Source organism: Faecalibacterium sp. I2-3-92 (genome assembly GCF_023347315.1).
Classification (GTDB): Bacteria; Bacillota; Clostridia; order Oscillospirales; family Ruminococcaceae; genus Faecalibacterium; species Faecalibacterium duncaniae.
In genome coordinates, this window is the sequence record NZ_CP094470.1 from 2,324,162 (window position 1) to 2,343,544 (window position 19,383).

General features: G+C 59.7%; 19 protein-coding genes. 9 read left to right on the forward strand and 10 right to left on the reverse strand.

Features of this window, described 5'->3' with window-relative positions:
• From MTP42_RS11330 to MTP42_RS11345, 4 genes are all read left to right on the forward strand, one after another.
• Complete coding sequence (locus MTP42_RS11330; RefSeq protein WP_249257347.1) at positions 1-1,062, forward strand: ABC transporter ATP-binding protein; 1,062 nt, start codon at positions 1-3, stop codon at positions 1,060-1,062.
• On the forward strand, positions 1,055-2,080 hold the full coding sequence (locus MTP42_RS11335; RefSeq protein WP_243138802.1) for an ATP-binding cassette domain-containing protein: 1,026 nt from the start codon (positions 1,055-1,057) through the stop codon (positions 2,078-2,080). Before MTP42_RS11330 ends, MTP42_RS11335 begins: the two co-directional genes overlap by 8 nt.
• Positions 2,081-2,263: 183 nt before the next feature.
• Positions 2,264-3,997, forward strand: coding sequence for a class I adenylate-forming enzyme family protein (locus tag MTP42_RS11340; RefSeq protein ID WP_154277060.1), 1,734 nt, complete (start codon positions 2,264-2,266; stop codon positions 3,995-3,997).
• Between the two features lie 15 nt (positions 3,998-4,012).
• A complete protein-coding gene (locus MTP42_RS11345) occupies positions 4,013-5,068 on the forward strand; it encodes an SGNH/GDSL hydrolase family protein (RefSeq protein WP_249257348.1) in 1,056 nt (351 codons plus the stop codon).
• A gap of 167 nt (positions 5,069-5,235) precedes the next feature.
• Here MTP42_RS11345 and MTP42_RS11350 read toward each other — a convergent pair whose 3' ends face one another.
• Complete coding sequence (locus tag MTP42_RS11350; RefSeq protein WP_097773420.1) at positions 5,236-6,264, reverse strand: NAD(P)H-dependent glycerol-3-phosphate dehydrogenase; 1,029 nt, start codon at positions 6,262-6,264, stop codon at positions 5,236-5,238.
• A 316-nt stretch (positions 6,265-6,580) separates the two neighbouring features.
• Between MTP42_RS11350 and MTP42_RS11355 the strand changes: the two genes are divergently transcribed.
• From MTP42_RS11355 to MTP42_RS11365, 3 genes are all read left to right on the forward strand, one after another.
• The gene (locus MTP42_RS11355; protein WP_005931789.1) at positions 6,581-7,264 is read left to right on the forward strand and encodes an amino acid ABC transporter permease; all 684 of its coding nucleotides are present in this window, start codon (positions 6,581-6,583) and stop codon (positions 7,262-7,264) included.
• Between the two features lie 16 nt (positions 7,265-7,280).
• Positions 7,281-8,096 (forward strand): amino acid ABC transporter ATP-binding protein, encoded by an 816-nt coding sequence (locus tag MTP42_RS11360; RefSeq protein WP_117476736.1) that lies wholly within the window; start codon positions 7,281-7,283, stop codon positions 8,094-8,096.
• 158 nt (positions 8,097-8,254) lie between these two features.
• On the forward strand, positions 8,255-9,103 hold the full coding sequence (locus MTP42_RS11365; RefSeq protein ID WP_117476735.1) for a transporter substrate-binding domain-containing protein: 849 nt from the start codon (positions 8,255-8,257) through the stop codon (positions 9,101-9,103).
• 54 nt (positions 9,104-9,157) lie between these two features.
• Here the strand turns inward: MTP42_RS11365 and uvrC are convergent, their stop codons facing one another.
• The 8 genes from uvrC to MTP42_RS11405 all read right to left on the reverse strand — a co-directional run bounded on the left by uvrC (position 9,158) and on the right by MTP42_RS11405 (position 15,997).
• Positions 9,158-11,005: an excinuclease ABC subunit UvrC gene (uvrC, locus tag MTP42_RS11370; RefSeq protein WP_249257349.1), complete on the reverse strand. Its 1,848-nt coding sequence runs from the start codon at positions 11,003-11,005 to the stop codon at positions 9,158-9,160.
• Positions 11,006-11,072: 67 nt separating this feature from the next.
• Positions 11,073-11,336 (reverse strand): HPr family phosphocarrier protein, encoded by a 264-nt coding sequence (locus MTP42_RS11375; RefSeq protein WP_005920365.1) that lies wholly within the window; start codon positions 11,334-11,336, stop codon positions 11,073-11,075.
• A 260-nt stretch (positions 11,337-11,596) separates the two neighbouring features.
• Entirely contained in the window at positions 11,597-12,829 is a 1,233-nt protein-coding gene (trmD, locus tag MTP42_RS11380) for a tRNA (guanosine(37)-N1)-methyltransferase TrmD (RefSeq protein WP_005931800.1), read from the reverse strand.
• A 3-nt stretch (positions 12,830-12,832) separates the two neighbouring features.
• Complete coding sequence (gene rimM / locus MTP42_RS11385; RefSeq protein ID WP_249257350.1) at positions 12,833-13,369, reverse strand: ribosome maturation factor RimM; 537 nt, start codon at positions 13,367-13,369, stop codon at positions 12,833-12,835.
• 212 nt (positions 13,370-13,581) lie between these two features.
• Positions 13,582-13,815: a KH domain-containing protein gene (locus MTP42_RS11390; protein ID WP_005934928.1), complete on the reverse strand. Its 234-nt coding sequence runs from the start codon at positions 13,813-13,815 to the stop codon at positions 13,582-13,584.
• 16 nt (positions 13,816-13,831) lie between these two features.
• On the reverse strand, positions 13,832-14,074 hold the full coding sequence (rpsP, locus tag MTP42_RS11395; protein WP_035394752.1) for a 30S ribosomal protein S16: 243 nt from the start codon (positions 14,072-14,074) through the stop codon (positions 13,832-13,834).
• A gap of 152 nt (positions 14,075-14,226) precedes the next feature.
• Entirely contained in the window at positions 14,227-15,582 is a 1,356-nt protein-coding gene (gene ffh, locus MTP42_RS11400; protein ID WP_215666490.1) for a signal recognition particle protein, read from the reverse strand.
• 31 nt (positions 15,583-15,613) lie between these two features.
• Positions 15,614-15,997, reverse strand: coding sequence for a sigma factor-like helix-turn-helix DNA-binding protein (locus MTP42_RS11405; RefSeq protein WP_035394754.1), 384 nt, complete (start codon positions 15,995-15,997; stop codon positions 15,614-15,616).
• Between the two features lie 296 nt (positions 15,998-16,293).
• Here MTP42_RS11405 and MTP42_RS11410 point away from each other — a divergent pair, with 296 nt between their 5' ends.
• Positions 16,294-17,205: a pyridoxal-phosphate dependent enzyme gene (locus MTP42_RS11410; RefSeq protein ID WP_249257351.1), complete on the forward strand. Its 912-nt coding sequence runs from the start codon at positions 16,294-16,296 to the stop codon at positions 17,203-17,205.
• 17 nt (positions 17,206-17,222) lie between these two features.
• On the forward strand, positions 17,223-18,551 hold the full coding sequence (locus MTP42_RS11415; RefSeq protein WP_249257352.1) for an MATE family efflux transporter: 1,329 nt from the start codon (positions 17,223-17,225) through the stop codon (positions 18,549-18,551).
• A 31-nt stretch (positions 18,552-18,582) separates the two neighbouring features.
• On the opposite strand, the gene MTP42_RS11420 is transcribed toward MTP42_RS11415, so the two are convergent.
• Positions 18,583-19,269, reverse strand: coding sequence for a ClpP family protease (locus MTP42_RS11420; protein ID WP_249257353.1), 687 nt, complete (start codon positions 19,267-19,269; stop codon positions 18,583-18,585).
• Positions 19,270-19,383: the final 114 nt, after the last annotated feature.

The window sequence follows — 19,383 nt, forward strand, 5'->3', positions numbered from 1 at the left end:
ATGGAAAAAAATCAGCTCATCCTTTCTGTAAAGGACCTCAACATCAAATTCAACCTGCGCGGCAAGGTGCTGCATGCCATCCGCGGCATCGACCTGGACATCTACCACGGCGAAGTCCTTGCCATCGTGGGCGAATCCGGCTCCGGCAAGAGCGTGTTCACCAAGAGCTTCATGGGCCTGCTGGATGCCAACGGCTCCATCACCTCGGGCACCATTGATTATTACGGTGCCGATGACGGCAAGCCCATCCGCCTTTCCGACCTGAAAAAGGAGAAGGACTGGCTGAAGGTCCGGGGCCATGAGATCGCCATGATCATGCAGGACCCCATGACCAGCCTGAACCCCCTGAAGACCATCGGCGACCAGATCATGGAAGCCGTGGAGCTGCACCAGCATCTCAAGGGCAAGGCCGCCCGGGAAAAGACCCTTGAATACCTGCGGGACGTGGGCATTGCTGACCCCGAGGTGCGCTTTGCGCAGTATCCCCACGAGTTTTCGGGCGGTATGCGCCAGCGCGTCGTCATTGCCATTGCGGTGGCCTGCAACCCGCAGATCCTGATCTGCGACGAGCCCACCACTGCACTGGATGTAACCATTCAGGCACAGATCCTGCAGCTGCTCAAGGAGATGCAGGTCAAGTACAACCTGACCATCGTCCTCATCACCCACGATCTGGGCGTGGTGGCCAACATCGCCGACCGGGTGGCCGTCATGTACGCAGGTGACATCGTGGAGATCGGCACCTCCGATGAGATCTACTACGACCCCCGCCATCCCTACACCTGGGCGCTGCTGTCCAGTATGCCCCAGATGGGCATCAAGGGCGAGGATCTGTTCAACATTCAGGGTACACCCCCGAATCTGTTCACCGAGATCCACGGCGATGCCTTTGCCCCCCGCAACCCCCAGGCGCTGAAGATCGACTTTGTCAAGCGCCCGCCCTACTTTACGGTCAGCCCCACCCACAAGGCCAAGACCTGGCTGCTGGATCCCCGGGCCCCCAAGGTGGAACCGCCTGCCGCCGTCAAACTGTTGAAAGCGGAGGGGATGCAGGATGCCTGAAAATCGTGACGTTCGCGTTTGCGAAGCAGCGAACACCCCAGCGGAGTGTTCGAGCGAAAAAACGGTCTTGCGCCAGCAAGATGGAGAGGCTTCGCCCCGGCAGGTCCTGCTTGAGGTCAAGGACCTCGAGGTGACCTACGGCTCCGGCCGCAAGGCCTTCAAGGCCGTGAACCGTGCCAACTTTGAAATTTACAAGGGTGAGACCTTTGGTCTGGTGGGCGAATCCGGCTCCGGCAAGACCACCATCGGCCGCGCCATCATGCGCATCCTGCCCACCTCGGGCGGCGAGGTCCTGTACAAGGGCCAGAAGATCAACGGCAAGATCTCCCGCCAGCTGGACCAGCAGGTCATCAAGGAGATCCAGATGATCTTCCAGGACCCGCAGTCCTCCCTGAACGAGCGTGCCAAGGTCAGCTACATCGTGGGCGAGGGCCTGCAGAATGTCCGGCCCGACCTGACCGCCGCCCAGCGGGAAGAGAAGGTCCGGCAGGCACTGCTGGATGTGGGCCTGCTGCCTGAATTCGCCTCCCGTTTCCCGCATGAGTTCTCCGGCGGCCAGCGCCAGCGCATCGGCATTGCCCGCGCCCTGATCGTGGAGCCTGAGTTCATCATTGCCGACGAGCCCATCTCGGCTCTGGATATGTCCATCCGCGCCCAGGTGCTCAACCTGCTGCGCCATCTGCAGAAGGAGCGCGGCATCACCTACCTGTTCATCGCCCACGACCTCTCGGTCATGCGGTACATTTCGGACCGCATCGCCGTCATCCACAAGGGCGATATCGTGGAGCTGGCCGATGCGGAGGAGCTGGTGACCCATGCCATCCACCCCTACACCCGCAGCCTGCTCTCTGCCATCCCCATGCCCAACCCCAGGCTGGAGCGGAAGAAAAAGCTGCTGGTCTACGACCCCGCCATGCATGATTACACGCAGGAGGCCCCCCAGTGGCGGGAGCTGCGCCCCAGCCACTGGGTGCTCTGCAGCGAGCAGGAGGCCAAAGACTGGCTGGCTGAAATGTAAACTTTCTCTTGCGTTTTTTGGCAAAGTTCGCCCTTTGTTTCTTGACATTTCCACCCTGCTCTACTACAATAGCTCTTGTACGTATTGTGTTGTTTTTAACAAACGGACGAAATTTAAGACCCTGTTGAATCCGGCTGCCCCGGCTGCGGGTGCAGTGACTGCTCAAAGGACAAAGGACAATTTATGACAACATCCAACACCCCGATCTATGCTTCCCAGGCACGTCCCTGGCTGAAATTCTACGATCAGAAGTACATTGACCAGACCATGCCCGCCTGCACGGCGTTTGAGCTCGTCTGCCGGCAGAACAAGAACCGGCTGGGCGAGACCGCACTGGAATACTATGGCCGCAAGTTCACCTACGCTGATTTTATCGTCAATGTCAAAAAGACGGCAGCAGCCCTGCGGGCCGCGGGCCTGAAAAAGGGCGATATCGCCACGGTGGTCAGCGTGATGACCCCGGAGATCATCTTTGCGTTCTATGCCGCCGACATGATCGGCGCGACTCTGAACCTGGTGGATCCCCGTTACAGTGTGGAGGGCATCCGCGAGTACATTGAAGAGGTGGATTCCCACCTGCTGATCTGCCTGAATGTGGTGTATGAGCGCTGCCATCAGGCTGCCAAGCGCACCCATGTGGAGCATGTGGTGGTGCTCTCCCCGGCCGATTCCCTGCCGCTGCCTCTGGCGCTGGGCTACAAGGTCAAGAATCTCGACAAGAACAAGTACCATTCCAACGTCATCCACTGGAAGCAGTTCCTTGCTGCCGGGAAGGACGAGAGCATTGCCGCAGAACCCTATGACCCGGAGCACGCCTGTGTGGTGGTGCACACCGGCGGCACCACCGGCTCCCCCAAGGGCGTGATGCTGACCGATAACAACTTCAACGGCATTGCCATGCAGTTCTCCGCCTGCGACACGCTGTTTTCCAAGGGTCAGTCCCTGCTGAACATCATGCCCCCCTTCATTGCCTACGGCTTTGCCTGCGGTGTACATCTGCCGCTGACGCTGGGCATCAAGGTGGTCATCATCCCCAACCTCGACTCCAATAAGCTGGGCAGCCTGATCTGGAAGTACAAGCCCGAACACATGTTCGGCGTGCCCTCCCACTACCAGCAGCTGGCTGTTGACCCCAAGCTGCAGAACAAGGATCTCTCCTTCATCCGCAACTATGCCGCGGGCGGCGATGCCATCGCCCGGGGTGCCGAGCAGACGGTCAACGACTTCCTGGCCGCTCACAACGTGGAATTCCCCATCGCCAAGGGCTACGGCATGACCGAGGCATCCTCTGCTGCCACCGCTGCTGCTGGTCGGAACAACAAGCCCGGCAGCGTGGGTCTGCCGCTGGTCAACACGCTGGTGTCCGTCTTTGAGCCGGGCACCGACACGGAGCTGCCCATCGGTCAGCGGGGCGAGCTGTGCATCTCCGGCCCCGGCGTTATGAAGGGTTACTACAACAAGCCTGCCGAGACCGCCGCCATCCTGCGCACCCATGCAGATGGCCGGGTCTGGGTGCATACCGGTGACATCGGCTATCTGGACGAGGACGGCTTTGTCTATCTGGACAGCCGGATCAAGCGGCTCATCATCCGCCACGATGGCTTCAAGGTGTTCCCCTCCATGATCGAAAATGTGGTCAGCCAGCATCCCGCCGTGCATCAGTGCTCTGTGGTGGGCTGCGCCGACAAGGAGCATGTGCAGGGCCGCCTGCCTTTTGTCTATCTGGTGCTTGACCCTGCGGTTCCCGCCGCCAAGCGCAAGCAGATCATCAAGGAACTGCGCCAGCTCTGCATTGAGGAGCTGCCCGAATATGTCCAGCCCGTGGGGTACAAGATCATCCCCGAAATGCCCCTGACACTGGCCGCTAAATTTGATTATCGCAAGCTGGAAGAAGAGATCACTCCCCGCGATTATTAAGCAGAATAATACACATTGGAAAGGATTCGTGACGACACCATGAAAAAGAAGCTGATTGGCCTGGCCCTTTCGGCCGCCATGCTGTTCTCTGTCCTGAGCGTTCCGGCCTTTGCAGCCGCCCCGGAAGAGAGCGCAGACCCCGCTCTGACCACTGAACAGACCGCTGCAGAGGAGGAGAACTGTTTCTTCACCTCCAGCAGCACCGAAGAAGAGAAGGAGCCCAACTCCATCACCTATGTTGCCCTGGGCGACAGCATCTGCGCCGGTATCGGCCTGACTACCGTTCAATATGCACATAACTTGATGGGCGTGGACGTTTCCTTCAACTTCAAGGGTTACCCCGAGGCCTGCTATGTGGGTCAGGTGGGCAAAAGCCTGAACCTCGACCGGGATCATGCCATCAATCTGGGCCTGCCCGGCGTGATGAGCAAGGATATGCTGGAGCTGGTCAAGACCGGCACCATGGCCGAGATGAACACCCTCTCCGGCTGCCAGTACAATTACCCCGAGTTTGTAGATTACATCAAAAGTGCCGATGTTATCTCCATCCAGCTGGGCTCCAATGATGCTTTTGTGCCCACCGTGGTCTCTTTTGGTGAGGCCACTAACTGGAAAAGTGAGGACCTGGCTTCCATCGTGCTCAGCGGCAACCTGCGCGGCAGCAGCAAGGAAACCGAGGACGCACTGAACGAGAGCCTGAAAAAGCTCAGCCTGACCCGCAGCGAGAAAGATGCCGTCTGGAACCTGTTCTTCTCCGGCATGAACAAGATCTGCGAGAACGCTTATCCCGAAAGCAGCAGCAACCTGCGCCAGATCGTGGCGACCGTCAAGGAGCTGAACCCTGATGCCCAGATCCTGATCATCGGTGCCACCAACCCTGTGCCCCTGCTGCCCAGCTGGAGCAACTACTTCAGCAAGCTGAACAACTACGAAAAGCAGCTGGCCGATGTTTACGGTGCCACCTACGTTTCCATCCCCTTTGCTCAGACTGAGCTGGATGGCCACCCCACCGTCTCCGGCCACAAGTACATCGCCGACAAGATCGTCAAGGCCATCGAGGCCCAGCAGTAAAATGAAAGAGGAACAACCCTCTCCATCAAAGCCTGCGTCTTTGCCAGCTCCCCCGAAAGGGGGAGCTTTTTTGATGCCGTAAAGTACAGCACCAAACCTCTCCCCTCGGGAGAGGTGGCATTGCGAAGCAATGACGGAGAGGGTCGTCCCTCTCGATGAAAAAAATATTACTTTTCGTAACTCTGGGGCAGCTCGTTCTTGGGGTCACGGTCCATCAGGGAGCGCACCGCCTCGGCGGCGCTCATGCCCTTGTTCACAACGGCGTTCACGGTCTGAACGATGGGCATTTCCACCTGATACTTGGCGGCAAGTTCCAGCGCGGCAGGCAGGGCGTTCATGCCCTCAACTACCATACCGACCTCCTTCACGGCCTGCTCCGGGGTCTCACCCTTGCCGATGAGGATGCCGGCCCGGTTGTTGCGGCTGTGCATACTGGTGGCGGTCACGATCAGGTCACCAATGCCGGCCAGACCGGCAAAGGTGTGGACATTGCAGCCCATGGCCACGCCCAGCCGGGCAAGCTCGGCAATGCCGCGGGTGATGAGGGCGGCGCGGGCGTTGTCGCCATAGCCCAGGCCGGTGGAGATGCCCACGCCCAGCGCAATGACATTCTTCATGGCACCGCTGAGCTCCACGCCCTTGATGTCCTCATTGGTGTACACACGCATGACGTTGTTGGTGAACACCGTCTGCACAAATCTGGCCGCTTCCATATCCTTGCTGGCCGAAACGATGGTGGTGGGCAGGTCGATCGCCACCTCCTCAGCGTGGGTGGGGCCGCTCAGGGCCACCAGACGCACCCCCTTGGGGCCGCCCTCTTTGCCCAGCTCATCGGCCAGGATCTCCGTCATGGTGAACAGGGTATCCTTTTCAATGCCCTTGGCAACGTCCACAATGATCTGACCGTCCGGCACAAAGGGCCGAGCCTTGGCTGCGGTAGAGCGCACGAACACCGACGGCACCGCGAACAGCAGGATCTCCTTGTCCGTGCACACCTCTTCCACGCTCTTGGTGAACTTCATCTCTGCCGGAATGGTCATGCCGGGCAGATTGGGGTGGACCCGGGTGGTGGAAAGGTTGTCGATCTCCTGTTCCAGCGCCGACCACACGGTCACGTCATTGCCGCTCACCGTCAGCATCCGCGCCAGAGCCATGCCCCAGGTGCCTGCACCCAGAATACCAATTTTATGCTTCATTGTGTTTTGTCCTCCGTATGCGCCGGGCTGCTTGTGTGCCCGGCCTGTTCCCCGCGCTTCCTGCACGGGGCCTGTCTGATTCCATTTTACACGAAACATCGTACCGCGTCAACTCCTTGCCAGTCTGCACAAAGTTAATCCGTGTTTTCTTTTGTTTTTGGCCAGAGTGAAAGATTTTCGCCAATGGATTGCACTTGTCTCCATTTCATGCTATAGTATTTTGGTAGGAATTGTAGGATATGCTCTTGACCTGAACCATCGTTCAAGGTGTATCCTGAAAATATTCCGCCGCTTTTTGTCAATAAGGAAGAAAAACATGTTTGAAGCACTTCTTACCAACCGCACGGTCAGCGTGCTGTGGGAGGCCCTGCCCCGCATCCTGACGGCAGGCCTGACCATGACCATTCCCCTGACCCTGATCTCCTTCAGCCTTGCCATGGTCATTGCAGTGGCTGTTGCGCTGGTGCAGTACGCCAATGTTCCGGTGCTGCGTCAGATTGCCCGGTTCTACATCTGGGTCATCCGGGGCACGCCGCTGCTGGTGCAGCTGTTCATCATCTTCTACGGCCTGCCCAGCCTGGGCATCATGCTGGATGCTTTTCCGGCAGCCGTCATCGCCTTTGCCTTCAACGAGGGTGCCTACTGCGCCGAGACCATGCGCGGCGCGCTGGAAAGCGTGCCCCAGGGCCAGCTGGAGGCCGGTTCCTGCGTGGGCATGACCTGGTGGCAGATCATGCGCCGCATCGTTCTGCCGCAGGCCCTGCGCACCGCTGTACCCTCCCTGTCCAACTCCCTCATCAGCATGATCAAGGACACCTCTCTGGCCTCCAACATCACGGTGGCAGAGTTGTTCATGGCAGGCCAGCGTGTGGCAGCCCGCACCTACATTTTCCTGCCCATCTACTGCGAGGTGGCTGTGGTCTACCTGCTGTTCTGCACCATCATCACCAAGCTGCAGGCGCTGGTGGAGCGGCAGCTGAACGCGCACGGTTTCCAGTGAGAAAGGGGTGGACGGTATGGCCATGTTAGAGATCAAAGACATCCACAAAACATTTTACACCTACGATGACAAGCCCCGTTTCCACATCGGGCCTTTCCCGCGCGGCAATGCCCGCCGGGTGCGCAGCGCGCTGCACGTCCTGAACGGCGTGGACCTGAGTGTGGAAAAAGGAGATGTTGTTGCCATTCTGGGCCCTTCCGGCTCCGGCAAGACCACCCTGCTGCGCTGCCTGAACTTTCTGGAGACCGCTGACAGCGGCACTCTGGTGTTCGACGGCGAATCCTTCGATCTTGGCAGGATCTCCCGGGCCGACATTGCCCGCCTGCGCAAAAAAACGGCCTTTGTGTTCCAGAACTACAACCTGTTCCGGAACAAGACCGCCCTGCAGAATGTGACCGAGGGCCTGATCGTTGCCCGCAGGATGCCCAAAGAGCAGGCGGATGAGATCGGCAGACGGATGCTGGAAAAGGTCGGTCTGGCCGACCGGGCTGACTACTATCCCCGCCAGCTCTCCGGCGGACAGCAGCAGCGCGTTGCCATTGCCCGCGCCCTCGCCACCGACCCGGAGATCATTTACTTTGACGAACCCACCAGTGCCCTTGACCCGGAGCTGACCGGCGAGGTGCTCTCGGTCATGCGGAAGCTGGCCGAGGAGGGCATGACCATGCTGGTGGTCACCCACGAGATGGGCTTTGCCCGCAACGTCTCCTCCAAGACGGTATTCATGGAGAACGGCGTGGTGGTGGAGCAGGCCCCTTCCCACGAATTCTTTGCCCACCCCCGCGAGGAGCGGACCCGGGAGTTCCTGCGGAAGATCGAGCACACAGCATAAGGAACGGACGACGGGGAGCTTTCCACGCAAATGCTTCGGGCCATTCCATCGCCCGCCCTATTGCCTTCGGCAACAGGGTCCCACCCCAGCGGAACATTTGCTTAGGAAACTCCCCGCCGTCCTCCTGATACAGCTTTTTCTATGAAAGGATCTTAACTATGAAGCGCAGAACTTTTATTTCGATGATGAGTGTCATGGCCGCCGCCGGCGTTCTGACCCTGTCCGGCTGCTCCAACAGCAGCACCTCCACCGCCGCAAGCTCCGGTGCATCCTCTGCTGCCGGTTCCGCTGCTGACCAGCTGGCTGCCATTCAGGCCAGTGGCAAGCTGATCGTGGCACTGGAGGGCGCATGGCAGCCCTGGAGCTACCATGACGAGAGCGACACTCTGGTGGGCTATGATGTGGAGGTTTCCCGCGCCATCGCCGAAAAGCTGGGCGTGGAGCCGGAGTATGTGGAGAGCGATTGGGACAGCCTGTTCGCCGGTCTGGACGCTGGACGCTTTGACATGGTCTGCAACGGCGTGGAGGTCACCGACGAGCGCGCCCTGACTTATGATTTCACCACTCCCTACGGTTACATCCACACCGCTCTGGCCGTCCGCAAGGACAACGACGAGATCAAGACCTTTGAGGACCTGAAGGGCAAGACCACTGCCAACAGCCTGGCTTCCACCTACATGGAGCTGGCTGAGAGCTACGGTGCCACCGTGCAGGGCATCGACACCCTGGAGGAAACCATCCAGCTGCTGGCTGCCGGACGCATTGATGCCACCCTGAATGCGGATGTCTCCTTCTACGATTACCTGAACGTCCATCCGGATGCCGACTTCAAGATCGTGGCCCAGACTGAGGATGCCTCCCACGTTGCCATCCCCCTGCGCAAGGGCGACAACAGCGCCACCCTGCTGGAAGCCGTCAACAACGCCATCGATGAGCTGCGCGCCGACGGCACCCTGAAGGAGCTGAGCGAGAAGTACTTCGGTCAGGATATCTCCTCTGAGAACTGAGCTTTCCTCGAATACGCCAGGAGGGCGGCTGCCGATGCAGCCGCCCTCCTTTTGTTATGCGTGAAAATAATCATAGATGGTCTGTGCCAGCTGGGGGCCAACGCCGTGGGTATTTTCCAGCTGGTCGGGGGTGGCCTCCCGCACAGCACCCACGCTCTTGAACTGTGTCATCAGAGCCTTGGCCGTTTTGGGGCCCACGCCTGGCACCTCGGTCAGGGTGGAGGAATAGCTCTTCTTCCGCATCTGCTGCTTGCGGTAGGCATTGGCAAAGCGGTGGGTCTCGTCCTGGATGGCCGTGATAAAGGTGAATGTCCCCCGGTTCATATTGATGGCGATCTCCCGGCCCTCACTGTCCACGATGGCGCGGGTGCGATGATGGTCATCCTTGACCATGCCGTAAAGGGGCACATCGGCCAACGAAGTGCCTGCCAGCGCCGCCTTGGCCGCGCTGACCTGTCCCCGGCCGCCATCCATCAGCAGCAGATCCGGCTTCTGCCCGAAATAATTATCGCTGCCCTGCCCCTGTGCGGCCAGCGCGGCGTATTTCTCATACTCTGCCGCCCGCCGGGAAACCGTCTCGGCCAGCGAAGCGTAGTCGTCCGTCCCCAGCACGGTCTTCATCCGGAACTTCCGATATCCGGCTTTGTAGGGCTTGCCATCCCGGAAGGTGACCATGCCGCAGACGCTGGTGCCATCGCCCCAGTTGGAGATATCGTAGCTCTCAATGGTGCGCGGCGGCTTGGAAAGCCCCAGCACCTGCGCCATCTCATCCAGCAGCTTTTCCTCACGGGCGTACCGGCCGCTCTCCCGGGCCAGCCGTTCCACCGCGTTGGTGTGGGCCATCTCCACCAGATGGGCCTTATCGCCCCGCTGGGGCACATAGAGCTGTACCTCACTGCCTCGCTTTTCGTTCAGGGCCTGCTGCAGCACTTCGCTGTCCGGCGGCAGCTCGTCCACGGCAATGATCTTTGGGATCTGCTCATCGTCCAGATAATACCGGGGCAGAAACTCCTCCCGCACGGCGGCAATATCTGCCGTATCGTGGAAAAGGAACTCCCGCTTATCGGTCAGCCGCCCCTCCCGGAAGCGCAGGACCGCCGCGCAGACACTGCTGGGGGTACCGGCCAGCGCCACCACATCCATCTCCACCTCCGGGTCCACCACGACCTTCTGGCCTGCCGTCACCTTGGTGATGGCGTTGATCTGGTCCCGGAGGATGGCCGCTGTCTCGAATTCCAGCCGGTCAGAGGCTTCCAGCATCCGCTCGTTCAGGGTCTTGAGAATGTCCTTTTTGCCGTACCGGATCAGATGCACCGCGTTCTTTACGGCCTGATTGTAGTTCTCGCAGCTGATCTTGCCGCTGCACACGGCCATGCACTTGCCGATATGGGCATTCAGGCAGGGCCGCCCCTTGCCGATATCCTGGGGGAACCGCTTGCTGCACCGGGGCAGCAAAAAGGCATCCAGCGCGGTCTCGGCCATCTGCCGGGCCGCAAAGGACGAGGTATAGGGGCCGATGTATTCGGCATCGTCCTCCTCCTTTTGCAGCACGAAGGAAAGGCGGGGCCAGGCTTCCCGGGTCACCTTGATATAGCTGTAACCCTTGTCATCCTTCAGCAGGATATTGTATTTGGGGGTGTGCGCCTTGATCTGGCTGGCTTCCAGCACCAGCGCCTCGAACTCGCTCTGGCAGACGATGACATCAAACGCATAGGCGTGGGCGATCATCTGGCTGACCTTGTTGTCGTGGGGTACACCCTCGCGGAAATACTGGCTCACCCGGATGCGCAAACGCTTGGCTTTGCCGATATAGATGATGGTATCGCTTTTGTCCCGGATGATATACACACCGGGCAAAAGCGGCAGCATACAGGCTTTCTGATACAGTTCTGCTTTGGTCATGGCAGCTCCTTGGTAAAACAAAAAGCGGCAGGAAACATCCCGCCGCCTCAAAAATCAAAGGCTCGAATTACTCTGCAAAGCCAGACTCGACCAGCTTGATCAGGCCATCAACAGCAGCCTGCTCGTCTGCGCCGTCAGCGATGATGCGGATGGTGGTGCCGCCCACGATGCCCAGAGACAGAACGCCCAGCAGGCTCTTAGCGTTCACGCGGCGCTCTTCCTTCTCGACCCAGATGGAAGACTTGAACTCGTTAGCCTTCTGGATAAAGAAGGTAGCCGGACGAGCGTGCAGACCAACCTGATTTTCAACGGTAACTTCTTTGACGTACATAGTAAAACGCTCCTATCTATTATCGTTCTCGGGAATTCGATTTGTTTCTTGCCTGTTGCGTTGTACCTATTTTAGCGCAAGCCGAAACCAATGTACAGCCCCAGAACGCATTTTTGGCGGTTTTCCCAATGATGAGGGGGGTCTTTTTCGCCTTTTATACAAAGATAACAAAATTATTCCCCCAGTGTTGGCCGGGTAATACAAAAGTTTTCAACATTTTTTCGACCTTCGACGGTTTCCCGGCCCGTTCGACCCTGTTTTCAGCCCTGATAGCGCATTTCCAGCACCTGACTGGGGCGCACCACCAGCGGGTCTTTAGCCGGGTCGAATTTCTCCTTTGCGCCCACTACCTGCCAGCCCATGCGGCGGTAAAGAGCCAGTGCCCGGGTGTTGGTGTTCAGCACCGTAAGCACCGGGTGCTCATGCTCCGGCAGCTTCTTCCGGGCAAAATCCAGCATCTTCTGGCCGATGCCCCTGCCCCGGGCGCTCTCCGTCACAAAAAGGTGCTCCACCTGCCCGGTCTTATGGTGTACGCTGACCGTGGCATCCGGCACATCCTTGGTATAGTGGAGGTAGCAGACCCAGCCTTCCTGCTTTTCCTGCTGCAGCTGGGGCAGGAACATCTCCGGGGTCAGGGCATCCAGCGCTTCCTGCACCCAGCCCCCGGCACAAATGCTCCGGCGGCCCTCCGCAAACAGCTTTGCGGCAGCCTCCATCTGCTCGGCGGTCTTGACCAGCCGGACATTCTCGCCCCGCTTCCACTTGGGGATCTCGGTCAGAGGATGGGTCTCACACCACTGCTCGTAGAGCTCTGGGCGGCGCAGACGGGTGCGCTCCCGGCTCTGCTGCCCCCGCCAGGCATCGATCTTCTGGTGGTTGCCCTCCAGCAGGACAGGCGGCACAGCACGGCCCTCCCAGACCTCGGGGCGGGTGTACTGGGGGTACTCCAGCAGACCGTCCCAGTAGCTCTCCTCCTCGTAGCCCTTCTGCTCGGCCAGAACGCCGGGCTTCAGGCGGAGGACGCTGTCTGCCACCACCAGGCTGGCCAGCTCACCGCCGGTGAGGATATAATCGCCGATGGAGATCTCCTCGTCCGCAAAGGCATCGATCACGCGCTCATCAATGCCCTCATAGTGGCCGCAGACCAGGGTCAGGTTGTCGTACTGGGCCAGCCGCCGGGCGTGCTCCTCGGTATAGCGCTGCCCACCTGCCGTCAGGAATACTATATGCGGCGCAGGCCGTCCCTGTTCCTGCACTTCCTTCTGGACTGCCCGCAGGCAGTCGGCAATGGGCTGGGCATAGAGCACCATGCCGCAGCCGCCGCCATAGGGATAGTCGTCGGTCTGCTTCTGTTTATTCAGGGTGTAGTCCCGGATCTGGTGGCAGTGGGTCTCAATATATCCCTTTTTGGCGGCACGGCCGATGATGCTGGAATCCAGCACCTGCTGGCACATCTCCGGGAAAAGGGTCACGATGTCCACACGCATCCCCATGGCTCACTCCTCCTCCCGCTCACTGTCAAAATCGTCATCCAGCAGGCCCGGGATGGGGGTGACGAGGAGATAGCCCTCCGGCGGGTTGCGCTCTTTCAAAAAGGCATCCACCCCGGGGAACATATATTCCTTGCCGCTGGGGGCCTTGACGGTGTAGATATCCTGTGCGCCGGGGTGGTCCACGCTGGTCACCACACCGTACACCTTGCCGGTATCGGCATCCTGCACTTCACACCCGATGAGGTCGGCCACATACCACTTGCCCGCAGGCAGGGTGGCATCGTCACGGTCAAAGTAGAACACCTGCCCCCGCAGGGCACGGGCGGCATCCATATCGCTGACCCCTTCCAGCTGGAGCAGGGCCATCTGCCCCTGGGGGCGGATGGAGGTGATCTTGTAGCACCTGCCGCCCTGGGGGGTGGTGTACAGGCGGCCCACCTTTTTCAGAAAGGCCGCGCCGTCACACCACAGCTCCAGCTTCATCTCGCCGCGCACACCGTGGGTGGTCACCACCTTGCCGGCTTCCAAGTATTTCTGCATTGCTTTTACTCCTTTAGCATCCTCACCCTCTCCGTCATTGCTACGCAATGCCACCTCTCCCGAGGGGAGAGGCCTTGGCAGTCACCACAAAGTTTCTGGTTTTGCCAAGGGCTCCCACTTTGGGGGAGCTGGACGCGAAGCGGCCTGAGAGGGCGAGCTGCCTAATAATACAAAAAGGCCCCTTGCCTTGCGGCAAAGGGCCCGTAGGGTGCTCAGTCGATCTCAACAAGGACCTTTTCATCGACCCGCACAGCAGCCGCGCGCATCACCACACGAATGGCTTTTGCGATCCGGCCCTGCTTGCCGATGACACGGCCCATATCTCCCTCTGCCACGCTCAGGTGGTAGACGATGGTGCCGTCCTCGCGGGGCTCGTCCACCGTGACCTTGACGGCTTCCTTGTCCTCCACGAGACCGCGGGCAACTGCCAGCAACAGCTCCTGCATGAGTCAGCCCTCCTACTTACAGAATGTTGGACTTCTTCAGCAGAACGCGGACGGTATCGGTGGGCTGTGCGCCGTTGGCGATCCAAGCCTTGGCCTTCTCAGCGTCGATCTTCACCTCAGAGGGCTCCTGGTTGGGATCGTAGGTGCCGATCTCCTCGATGAAACGGCCGTCGCGGGGGAAGCGGCTGTCAGCAACAACAACACGATAGAAGGGAGCCTTCTTAGCGCCAACGCGGCGCAGACGAATCTTAACTGCCATGGTAAATATCCTCCAAAAATGTTTGTGCCCCGTTCGGGGTTTGATTAAATCTATCTGTACAACCCCTGCGGGGTGTATACCTGTGTTTGAAATAAAACCTCTCCGTCACCTTCGGTGACACCTCCCCTGGCAGGGGAGGCAAGCTTCAAGGTTTATTTGAGGCCCCGGAAGGCATTGGGGTTGCCCATCATGCCGCCCAGGCGGCGGGCAAAGCCCTTGGGGCTCTTCTTGAACTGCTTCATCATCTTCTGCATCATCTCAAACTGCTTGAGCAGCTTGTTGACATCCTCCACCCGGGTGCCGCTGCCCGCTGCAATGCGGCGCTTGCGCTTGGGGTTGATGATGGAGGGCTTTTCACGCTCTTCCTTGGTCATGGAATAGATCATGGCCTCGATGCGGTCAAAGGCTTTCTCGTCGATCTGGCTGGCATCAATGCCGGACATACCGGGCATCATGCTCAGCATGGCACCTGCACCGCCCATCTTGCGGATCTGCGCAAACTGGGCCAGCATGTCGTTCATATCGAACTTGTTTTCCATCATCCGCCGGGCGGTCTCTTCTGCGGCCTTTTCATCGGCGGCATCCTGCGCCTTCTCAATGAGGCTCAGCACATCGCCCATGCCCAGGATGCGGCTGGCCATGCGGGAGGGATGGAACACTTCCAGATCGTCCAGCTTTTCGCCGGTGCCCTGGAACTTGATGGGCTTGCCGGTGACACTCAGCACCGAAAGTGCCGCGCCGCCGCGGGTATCACCATCGGTCTTGGTCAAGATGATGCCGTCGATGCCCACCGTCTCGTTGAAGGTCTTGGCAACATTCACAGCGTCCTGGCCTGCCATGGCATCCACCACCAGCAGCGTCTCGTCCACGGGGACAGCTTCCTTGATCTGCACGAGCTCCTGCATCAGAACCTCGTCGATCTGCAGACGGCCGGCGGTATCCAGGATCACGATGTCGTTGCCGTAATCCTTGGCGTGGGCCAATGCCTTGCGGGCGATCTCCGGGGGCTTGGCACCCGGCAGCGTGAACACAGGCGCACCGGCCTGCCCGCCCACGACCTGCAGCTGGTCGATGGCGGCGGGGCGGTAGATATCGCAGGCCACCAGCATGGGGCGGCGGCCCTGCTTGATGAAGTATTTGGCAAGCTTGGCTGCGTGGGTCGTTTTACCGTTGCCCTGCAGGCCGCAGAGCATGATGATGGTCTGACCCTTGTTCTTGATGGTCAGGCGGGGGGCTTCCTCGCCGCCCATCAGGGCAACGAGCTCCTCGTTGACGATCTTGACCACCTGCTGGGCGGGGGTCAGGCTCTCCATGACCTCCTGACCCATGGCACGCTCGGAGACCTTGGCACAGAAATCCTTGGCAACCTTGTAGTTGACATCGGCTTCCAGCAGGGCCATCCGTACCTCGCGCATGGCGGCTTTGATATCGGCCTCGGTCAGCTTGCCGTGGCCGCGCAGCTTTTTGAACACACCGGCAAGGCGGTCGGTCAAAGATTCAAATGCCATGTTCGGTGCTCCTCTCAAAATAGTAATGGTGTCAGCTCTCGTTGACTTCGTCGATGGAGCGGATCAGCCCCAGCATCTTGTTCAGCGTTGCTGCATACTCAGTGGTGGTGAGCCTGGCATAGGGGCCGGTGCACTCGAACCGCGCGTCAATGACCAGCTGTTCCAGTTCCTCCAGCTTTTCCTGCACCCGGCGGTAGCGGCCTGCAAAACCGACCTTGGCTTCCAGCTCTTTCAGGGTGGTCTCGCCATGCTTGATGGCATCCCGTGCGCCCTGACGGGTGATCCCGAAGTTTTCCCCGATCTCACTGAGGGAGAGGTCATCGTTGTAATACTGGTTCAGCATCTCGCGCTGCTTGGGCGTGAGCACCTCGCCATAAAAATCGAGCAGATAGCCCATTTCAAAGTCTTTTGCCATGATGCGTTCTGCCCTGACCTCCGTTTGTTGTAAAGTTCATTTGCTTTACATACGGAGTATAGCAGACATTCTTTTCCTTGTCAAGGCTTTTTTCCATCACTCTGCTGATTTTTCGGCAGTTTTTTCTCCATTTTGTCCAATTGCGGCTTGACGCTGGGCACAGGATGCGCTACCTTATAGGTATTAAACCTCTCAGTCTAGGCCTGATGGCTTTGCCAGCTCCCCTAACAGGGGAGCCCTTGGCATGGCAGACAGTTCTGTGCTGACTGCTCAGGTTTGCGTAAGGGAGGAATTTCGTGGCAATCTATCCAAACATCTACCAGACCCTGGTCCCCTGTCCGATTGTGGAGCTGCGGGGCTATCTTGCCGCCTGCGGGCTCAAAGGGCGGCTGTATGCTTACCTTGATTATAATGGGCCCACCGGCACGTCCCGCGATTCGGTGGCCGAGGGGATGCTGGCCCTTGCGGCAGAAAAGCACAAGCTGCTCCCGGGCCAGCCCATCATTGAAGCGGCCTCCGGCTCCTTTGCCATGGCGCTGGCCCTTGCCGGGCGGACGGCGGGCCACCCTGTGGTTCTGACCATGCCGGAGGATGCCCCGGCCCTGCGGCAGGAATACCTGCTCCGGCTGGGGGCACAGATCCTGCATTCCCCCGCCCAGCGGGGCCTTGCGGGGGCCCGGGCGCTGGCAGAGACCACCGCCGCCGAAAAGGGCTGGTACTATATGAACTGGCTTGCCAACGACGATAACCCCGAATACCATCGCCGGGTGACCGGCCCTGCCATCGTGCAGGCCATCTCCCGGGAGGGCCGCAGTCTCGTGGACACCATCACCATCGGCGTGGGCAGCGCGGGCACCATCACCGGCGTAGGCGAGACCATCAAGGCCTGGACCAACGATGTCCGCATCGTGGCCGTGGAGCCCTTTGAAAATCAGGCTCTGGGCGGCGGCTTCACCGGCGGGCACGGCATCCCGGATATCGGCTACGGCATCGTGCCGGGCAATTACAACGCCTATGTTGTGGATAATGTAGCCGCCGTTACCAGCACCGATGCCAACCGCGCTGCACAGCGGGTCCTTGCCACCGATGCCATTCCCGCCTCCCCTGCCGCCGGTGCAGCCCTCCACGCCGCTGCACAGCTGATTGCCACCGGTACCAGCCGCTCGGCGCTGGCTATCTTCAGCGGACGGCAGGTATTTAATCTATAAAGAAAAGAGAATTCCATATGACCAAGGATATGACGACCGGCCCGATCACACCGCTGCTGGTCAATTTCACCATTCCCCTTGTGCTGGGCAACCTGTTCCAGCTGACCTATAACGCCGTAGACAGCATCATTGTCGGCAAATTCGTGGGCGAGGATGCCCTTGCCGCCGTGGGCACCTCCAACCCGCTGATGACGCTGGCGATTTTGTTCATCAACGGTGTCTGCCTGGGTGCAGGCATCCTTGTCAGCCTGGCGTTCGGCGCAGGCGACACCGAGCTGGTGGAGCGTCAGGTCTCCACCACCGCCATTGCAGGCTCCGTCTTTTCCCTTGTATTTTCGCTGACCTGTGTGATCCTGGCAAATCCGCTGCTCCGTCTGCTGCAGGTGCCGGAAGAGATCCTTCCCATCGCTGTGAACTACCTGCGCATCGTGTTCGGTGGGCTGCTGTTCACCTTCTTTTATAATTTCCTTGCCGCTACCATGCGCGCGCTGGGCGACAGCAAAAGCGCGCTGTACTTCCTGATGATCAGTTCGGTGCTGAACATCGGCGGCGACCTGTTCTTTGTTGAGGTGCTGGATTGGGGCTCCGAGGGCTGTGCCCTTTCCACCGTGCTGAGCGAGGCGCTCTGCTGCGTGTTCTGCCTGATCTATATCCGCTGGAAGGTCCCTGTGCTGCAGCTGGGCAGGCGCTGGTTCATTTTTGACTCCTCGCTGCTGAAAAAGACCATCAGCTACGGCTGGACCAGCGCCATGCAGCAGGCCACCGTTCAGCTGGGCAAGATCGTCATTCAGGCCATCGTGAACACCATGGGTGTCAACGCCATGGCAGCCTTTGCCGCCGCAGGCCGCATCGATGACTTTGCCTATGTGCCCCAGCAGAACATCGGCCACGCCACCACCACCCTGATGGCCCAGAACCGCGGCGCGGGCAAAAAAGACCGTGTCCGCGCCAGCTTCTTCTGCGGCCTGAAGCTGGAGTTCCTCTACGCCATTTTTATCACCGCTGTCTGCTTCTTCTTTGCCGAGCCCATCATCCGGCTCTTCGTCACCGATGCCGCCGTGGTGCATCTGGGGGTGCGCTTTTTGAAGCTGGTCTCCCTGTTCTATCTGATGCCCTCGCTGACCAACGGCATCCAGGGCGGCTTCCGCGGCCTGGGCGACCTTAAGATCACCCTGAACAGCAGCACGCTCAACATGGCAGGCCGTGTGGCGGCCGCTGCCGTCTTTGTGCTGCTGATGAAGATGGATATCGAGGCCCTGCCGTACAGCTATGTTGTGGGCTGGATCCTCATGCTGGTCTATGAAGCCCCCATGATGGTGAAGTATCTGCGGAAGGGCGAGCTGTAAGCCTGACACCGCCCCGGGCAGACCCGTGCTCTCACTCTGCCCGCTCGATCTCCCGGTACAGCCAGTCCAGTGCATCAGAGATGCCGCCCAGCTGATCGATGAGCTTCTCCTTTACGGCCTTTTTGCCGTCCAGCATGGTGCCCACGTCCATCACCAGCTCACCGGTACGGAGCATCAGCTCTGAGTAGCGCGCTGCCGTAATGCCGCTGTGGCCCGCCACAAAGCCGGTGATGCGCTCCTGCATCTGCTCGAACCACCGCATGGTCTGGGGCACGCCCAAAATCATGCCGGAGTGGCGGACCGGGTGCACCGTCATGGTCGCCGTGGGCACGATAAAGCTGCGCCGGGCGCTGACTGCCAGCGGGATGCCGATGGAGTGGCCCCCGCCCAGCACGACCGTGGCACTGGGCTTTGAGATGCTGGCAATGAGTTCTGCCAGCGCCAGCCCGGCCTCCACGTCCCCGCCCACGGTATTGATGAGCACCAGCAGGCCCTCCACAGCGGGGTCCTCCTGCACTGCCACCAGCTGCGGGATCACATGCTCATATTTGGTGGTCTTCTGGCCCTGCGGGGCCTCCACATGGCCCTCGATCTGGCCGATCACGGTCAGGCAGTGGATGGCATGGGGGCCGCGGGTGCGCCACACCGTGCCCAGATCTTCCAGCTGCTCTTTCTCCAGCCGCTGCTGTTCGGTGGTTTCCTTTCCATATTCCGGCATGTTGGCTCCTCCTCAGGGTGTTTTTTTCAGTGTTCCCGGGGATCGAAGCAATATGCGGCGGCTAAGATTTCTTTACTTTGAAAAAAATTGGCCCAGAGGATTTGACATTCTGTC

Excerpts from the sequence above, each read along its gene's own strand:
- uvrC (WP_249257349.1), bottom strand. The coding sequence starts at position 11,005 with ATGACCAAAGCAGAACTGTATCAGAAAGCCTGTATGCTGCCGCTTTTG.
- MTP42_RS11415 (WP_249257352.1), top strand. The coding sequence starts at position 17,223 with ATGACCAAGGATATGACGACCGGCCCGATCACACCGCTGCTGGTCAAT.
- MTP42_RS11365 (WP_117476735.1), top strand. The coding sequence starts at position 8,255 with ATGAAGCGCAGAACTTTTATTTCGATGATGAGTGTCATGGCCGCCGCC.
- rpsP (WP_035394752.1), bottom strand. The coding sequence starts at position 14,074 with ATGGCAGTTAAGATTCGTCTGCGCCGCGTTGGCGCTAAGAAGGCTCCC.
- MTP42_RS11355 (WP_005931789.1), top strand. The coding sequence starts at position 6,581 with ATGTTTGAAGCACTTCTTACCAACCGCACGGTCAGCGTGCTGTGGGAG.
- MTP42_RS11350 (WP_097773420.1), bottom strand. The coding sequence starts at position 6,264 with ATGAAGCATAAAATTGGTATTCTGGGTGCAGGCACCTGGGGCATGGCT.
- MTP42_RS11360 (WP_117476736.1), top strand. The coding sequence starts at position 7,281 with ATGGCCATGTTAGAGATCAAAGACATCCACAAAACATTTTACACCTAC.
- MTP42_RS11340 (WP_154277060.1), top strand. The coding sequence starts at position 2,264 with ATGACAACATCCAACACCCCGATCTATGCTTCCCAGGCACGTCCCTGG.
- ffh (WP_215666490.1), bottom strand. The coding sequence starts at position 15,582 with ATGGCATTTGAATCTTTGACCGACCGCCTTGCCGGTGTGTTCAAAAAG.
- MTP42_RS11335 (WP_243138802.1), top strand. The coding sequence starts at position 1,055 with ATGCCTGAAAATCGTGACGTTCGCGTTTGCGAAGCAGCGAACACCCCA.
- MTP42_RS11390 (WP_005934928.1), bottom strand. The coding sequence starts at position 13,815 with ATGCAGGAGCTGTTGCTGGCAGTTGCCCGCGGTCTCGTGGAGGACAAG.
- MTP42_RS11420 (WP_249257353.1), bottom strand. The coding sequence starts at position 19,269 with ATGCCGGAATATGGAAAGGAAACCACCGAACAGCAGCGGCTGGAGAAA.
- trmD (WP_005931800.1), bottom strand. The coding sequence starts at position 12,829 with ATGGGGATGCGTGTGGACATCGTGACCCTTTTCCCGGAGATGTGCCAG.
- MTP42_RS11405 (WP_035394754.1), bottom strand. The coding sequence starts at position 15,997 with ATGGCAAAAGACTTTGAAATGGGCTATCTGCTCGATTTTTATGGCGAG.
- rimM (WP_249257350.1), bottom strand. The coding sequence starts at position 13,369 with ATGCAGAAATACTTGGAAGCCGGCAAGGTGGTGACCACCCACGGTGTG.
- MTP42_RS11375 (WP_005920365.1), bottom strand. The coding sequence starts at position 11,336 with ATGTACGTCAAAGAAGTTACCGTTGAAAATCAGGTTGGTCTGCACGCT.
- MTP42_RS11330 (WP_249257347.1), top strand. The coding sequence starts at position 1 with ATGGAAAAAAATCAGCTCATCCTTTCTGTAAAGGACCTCAACATCAAA.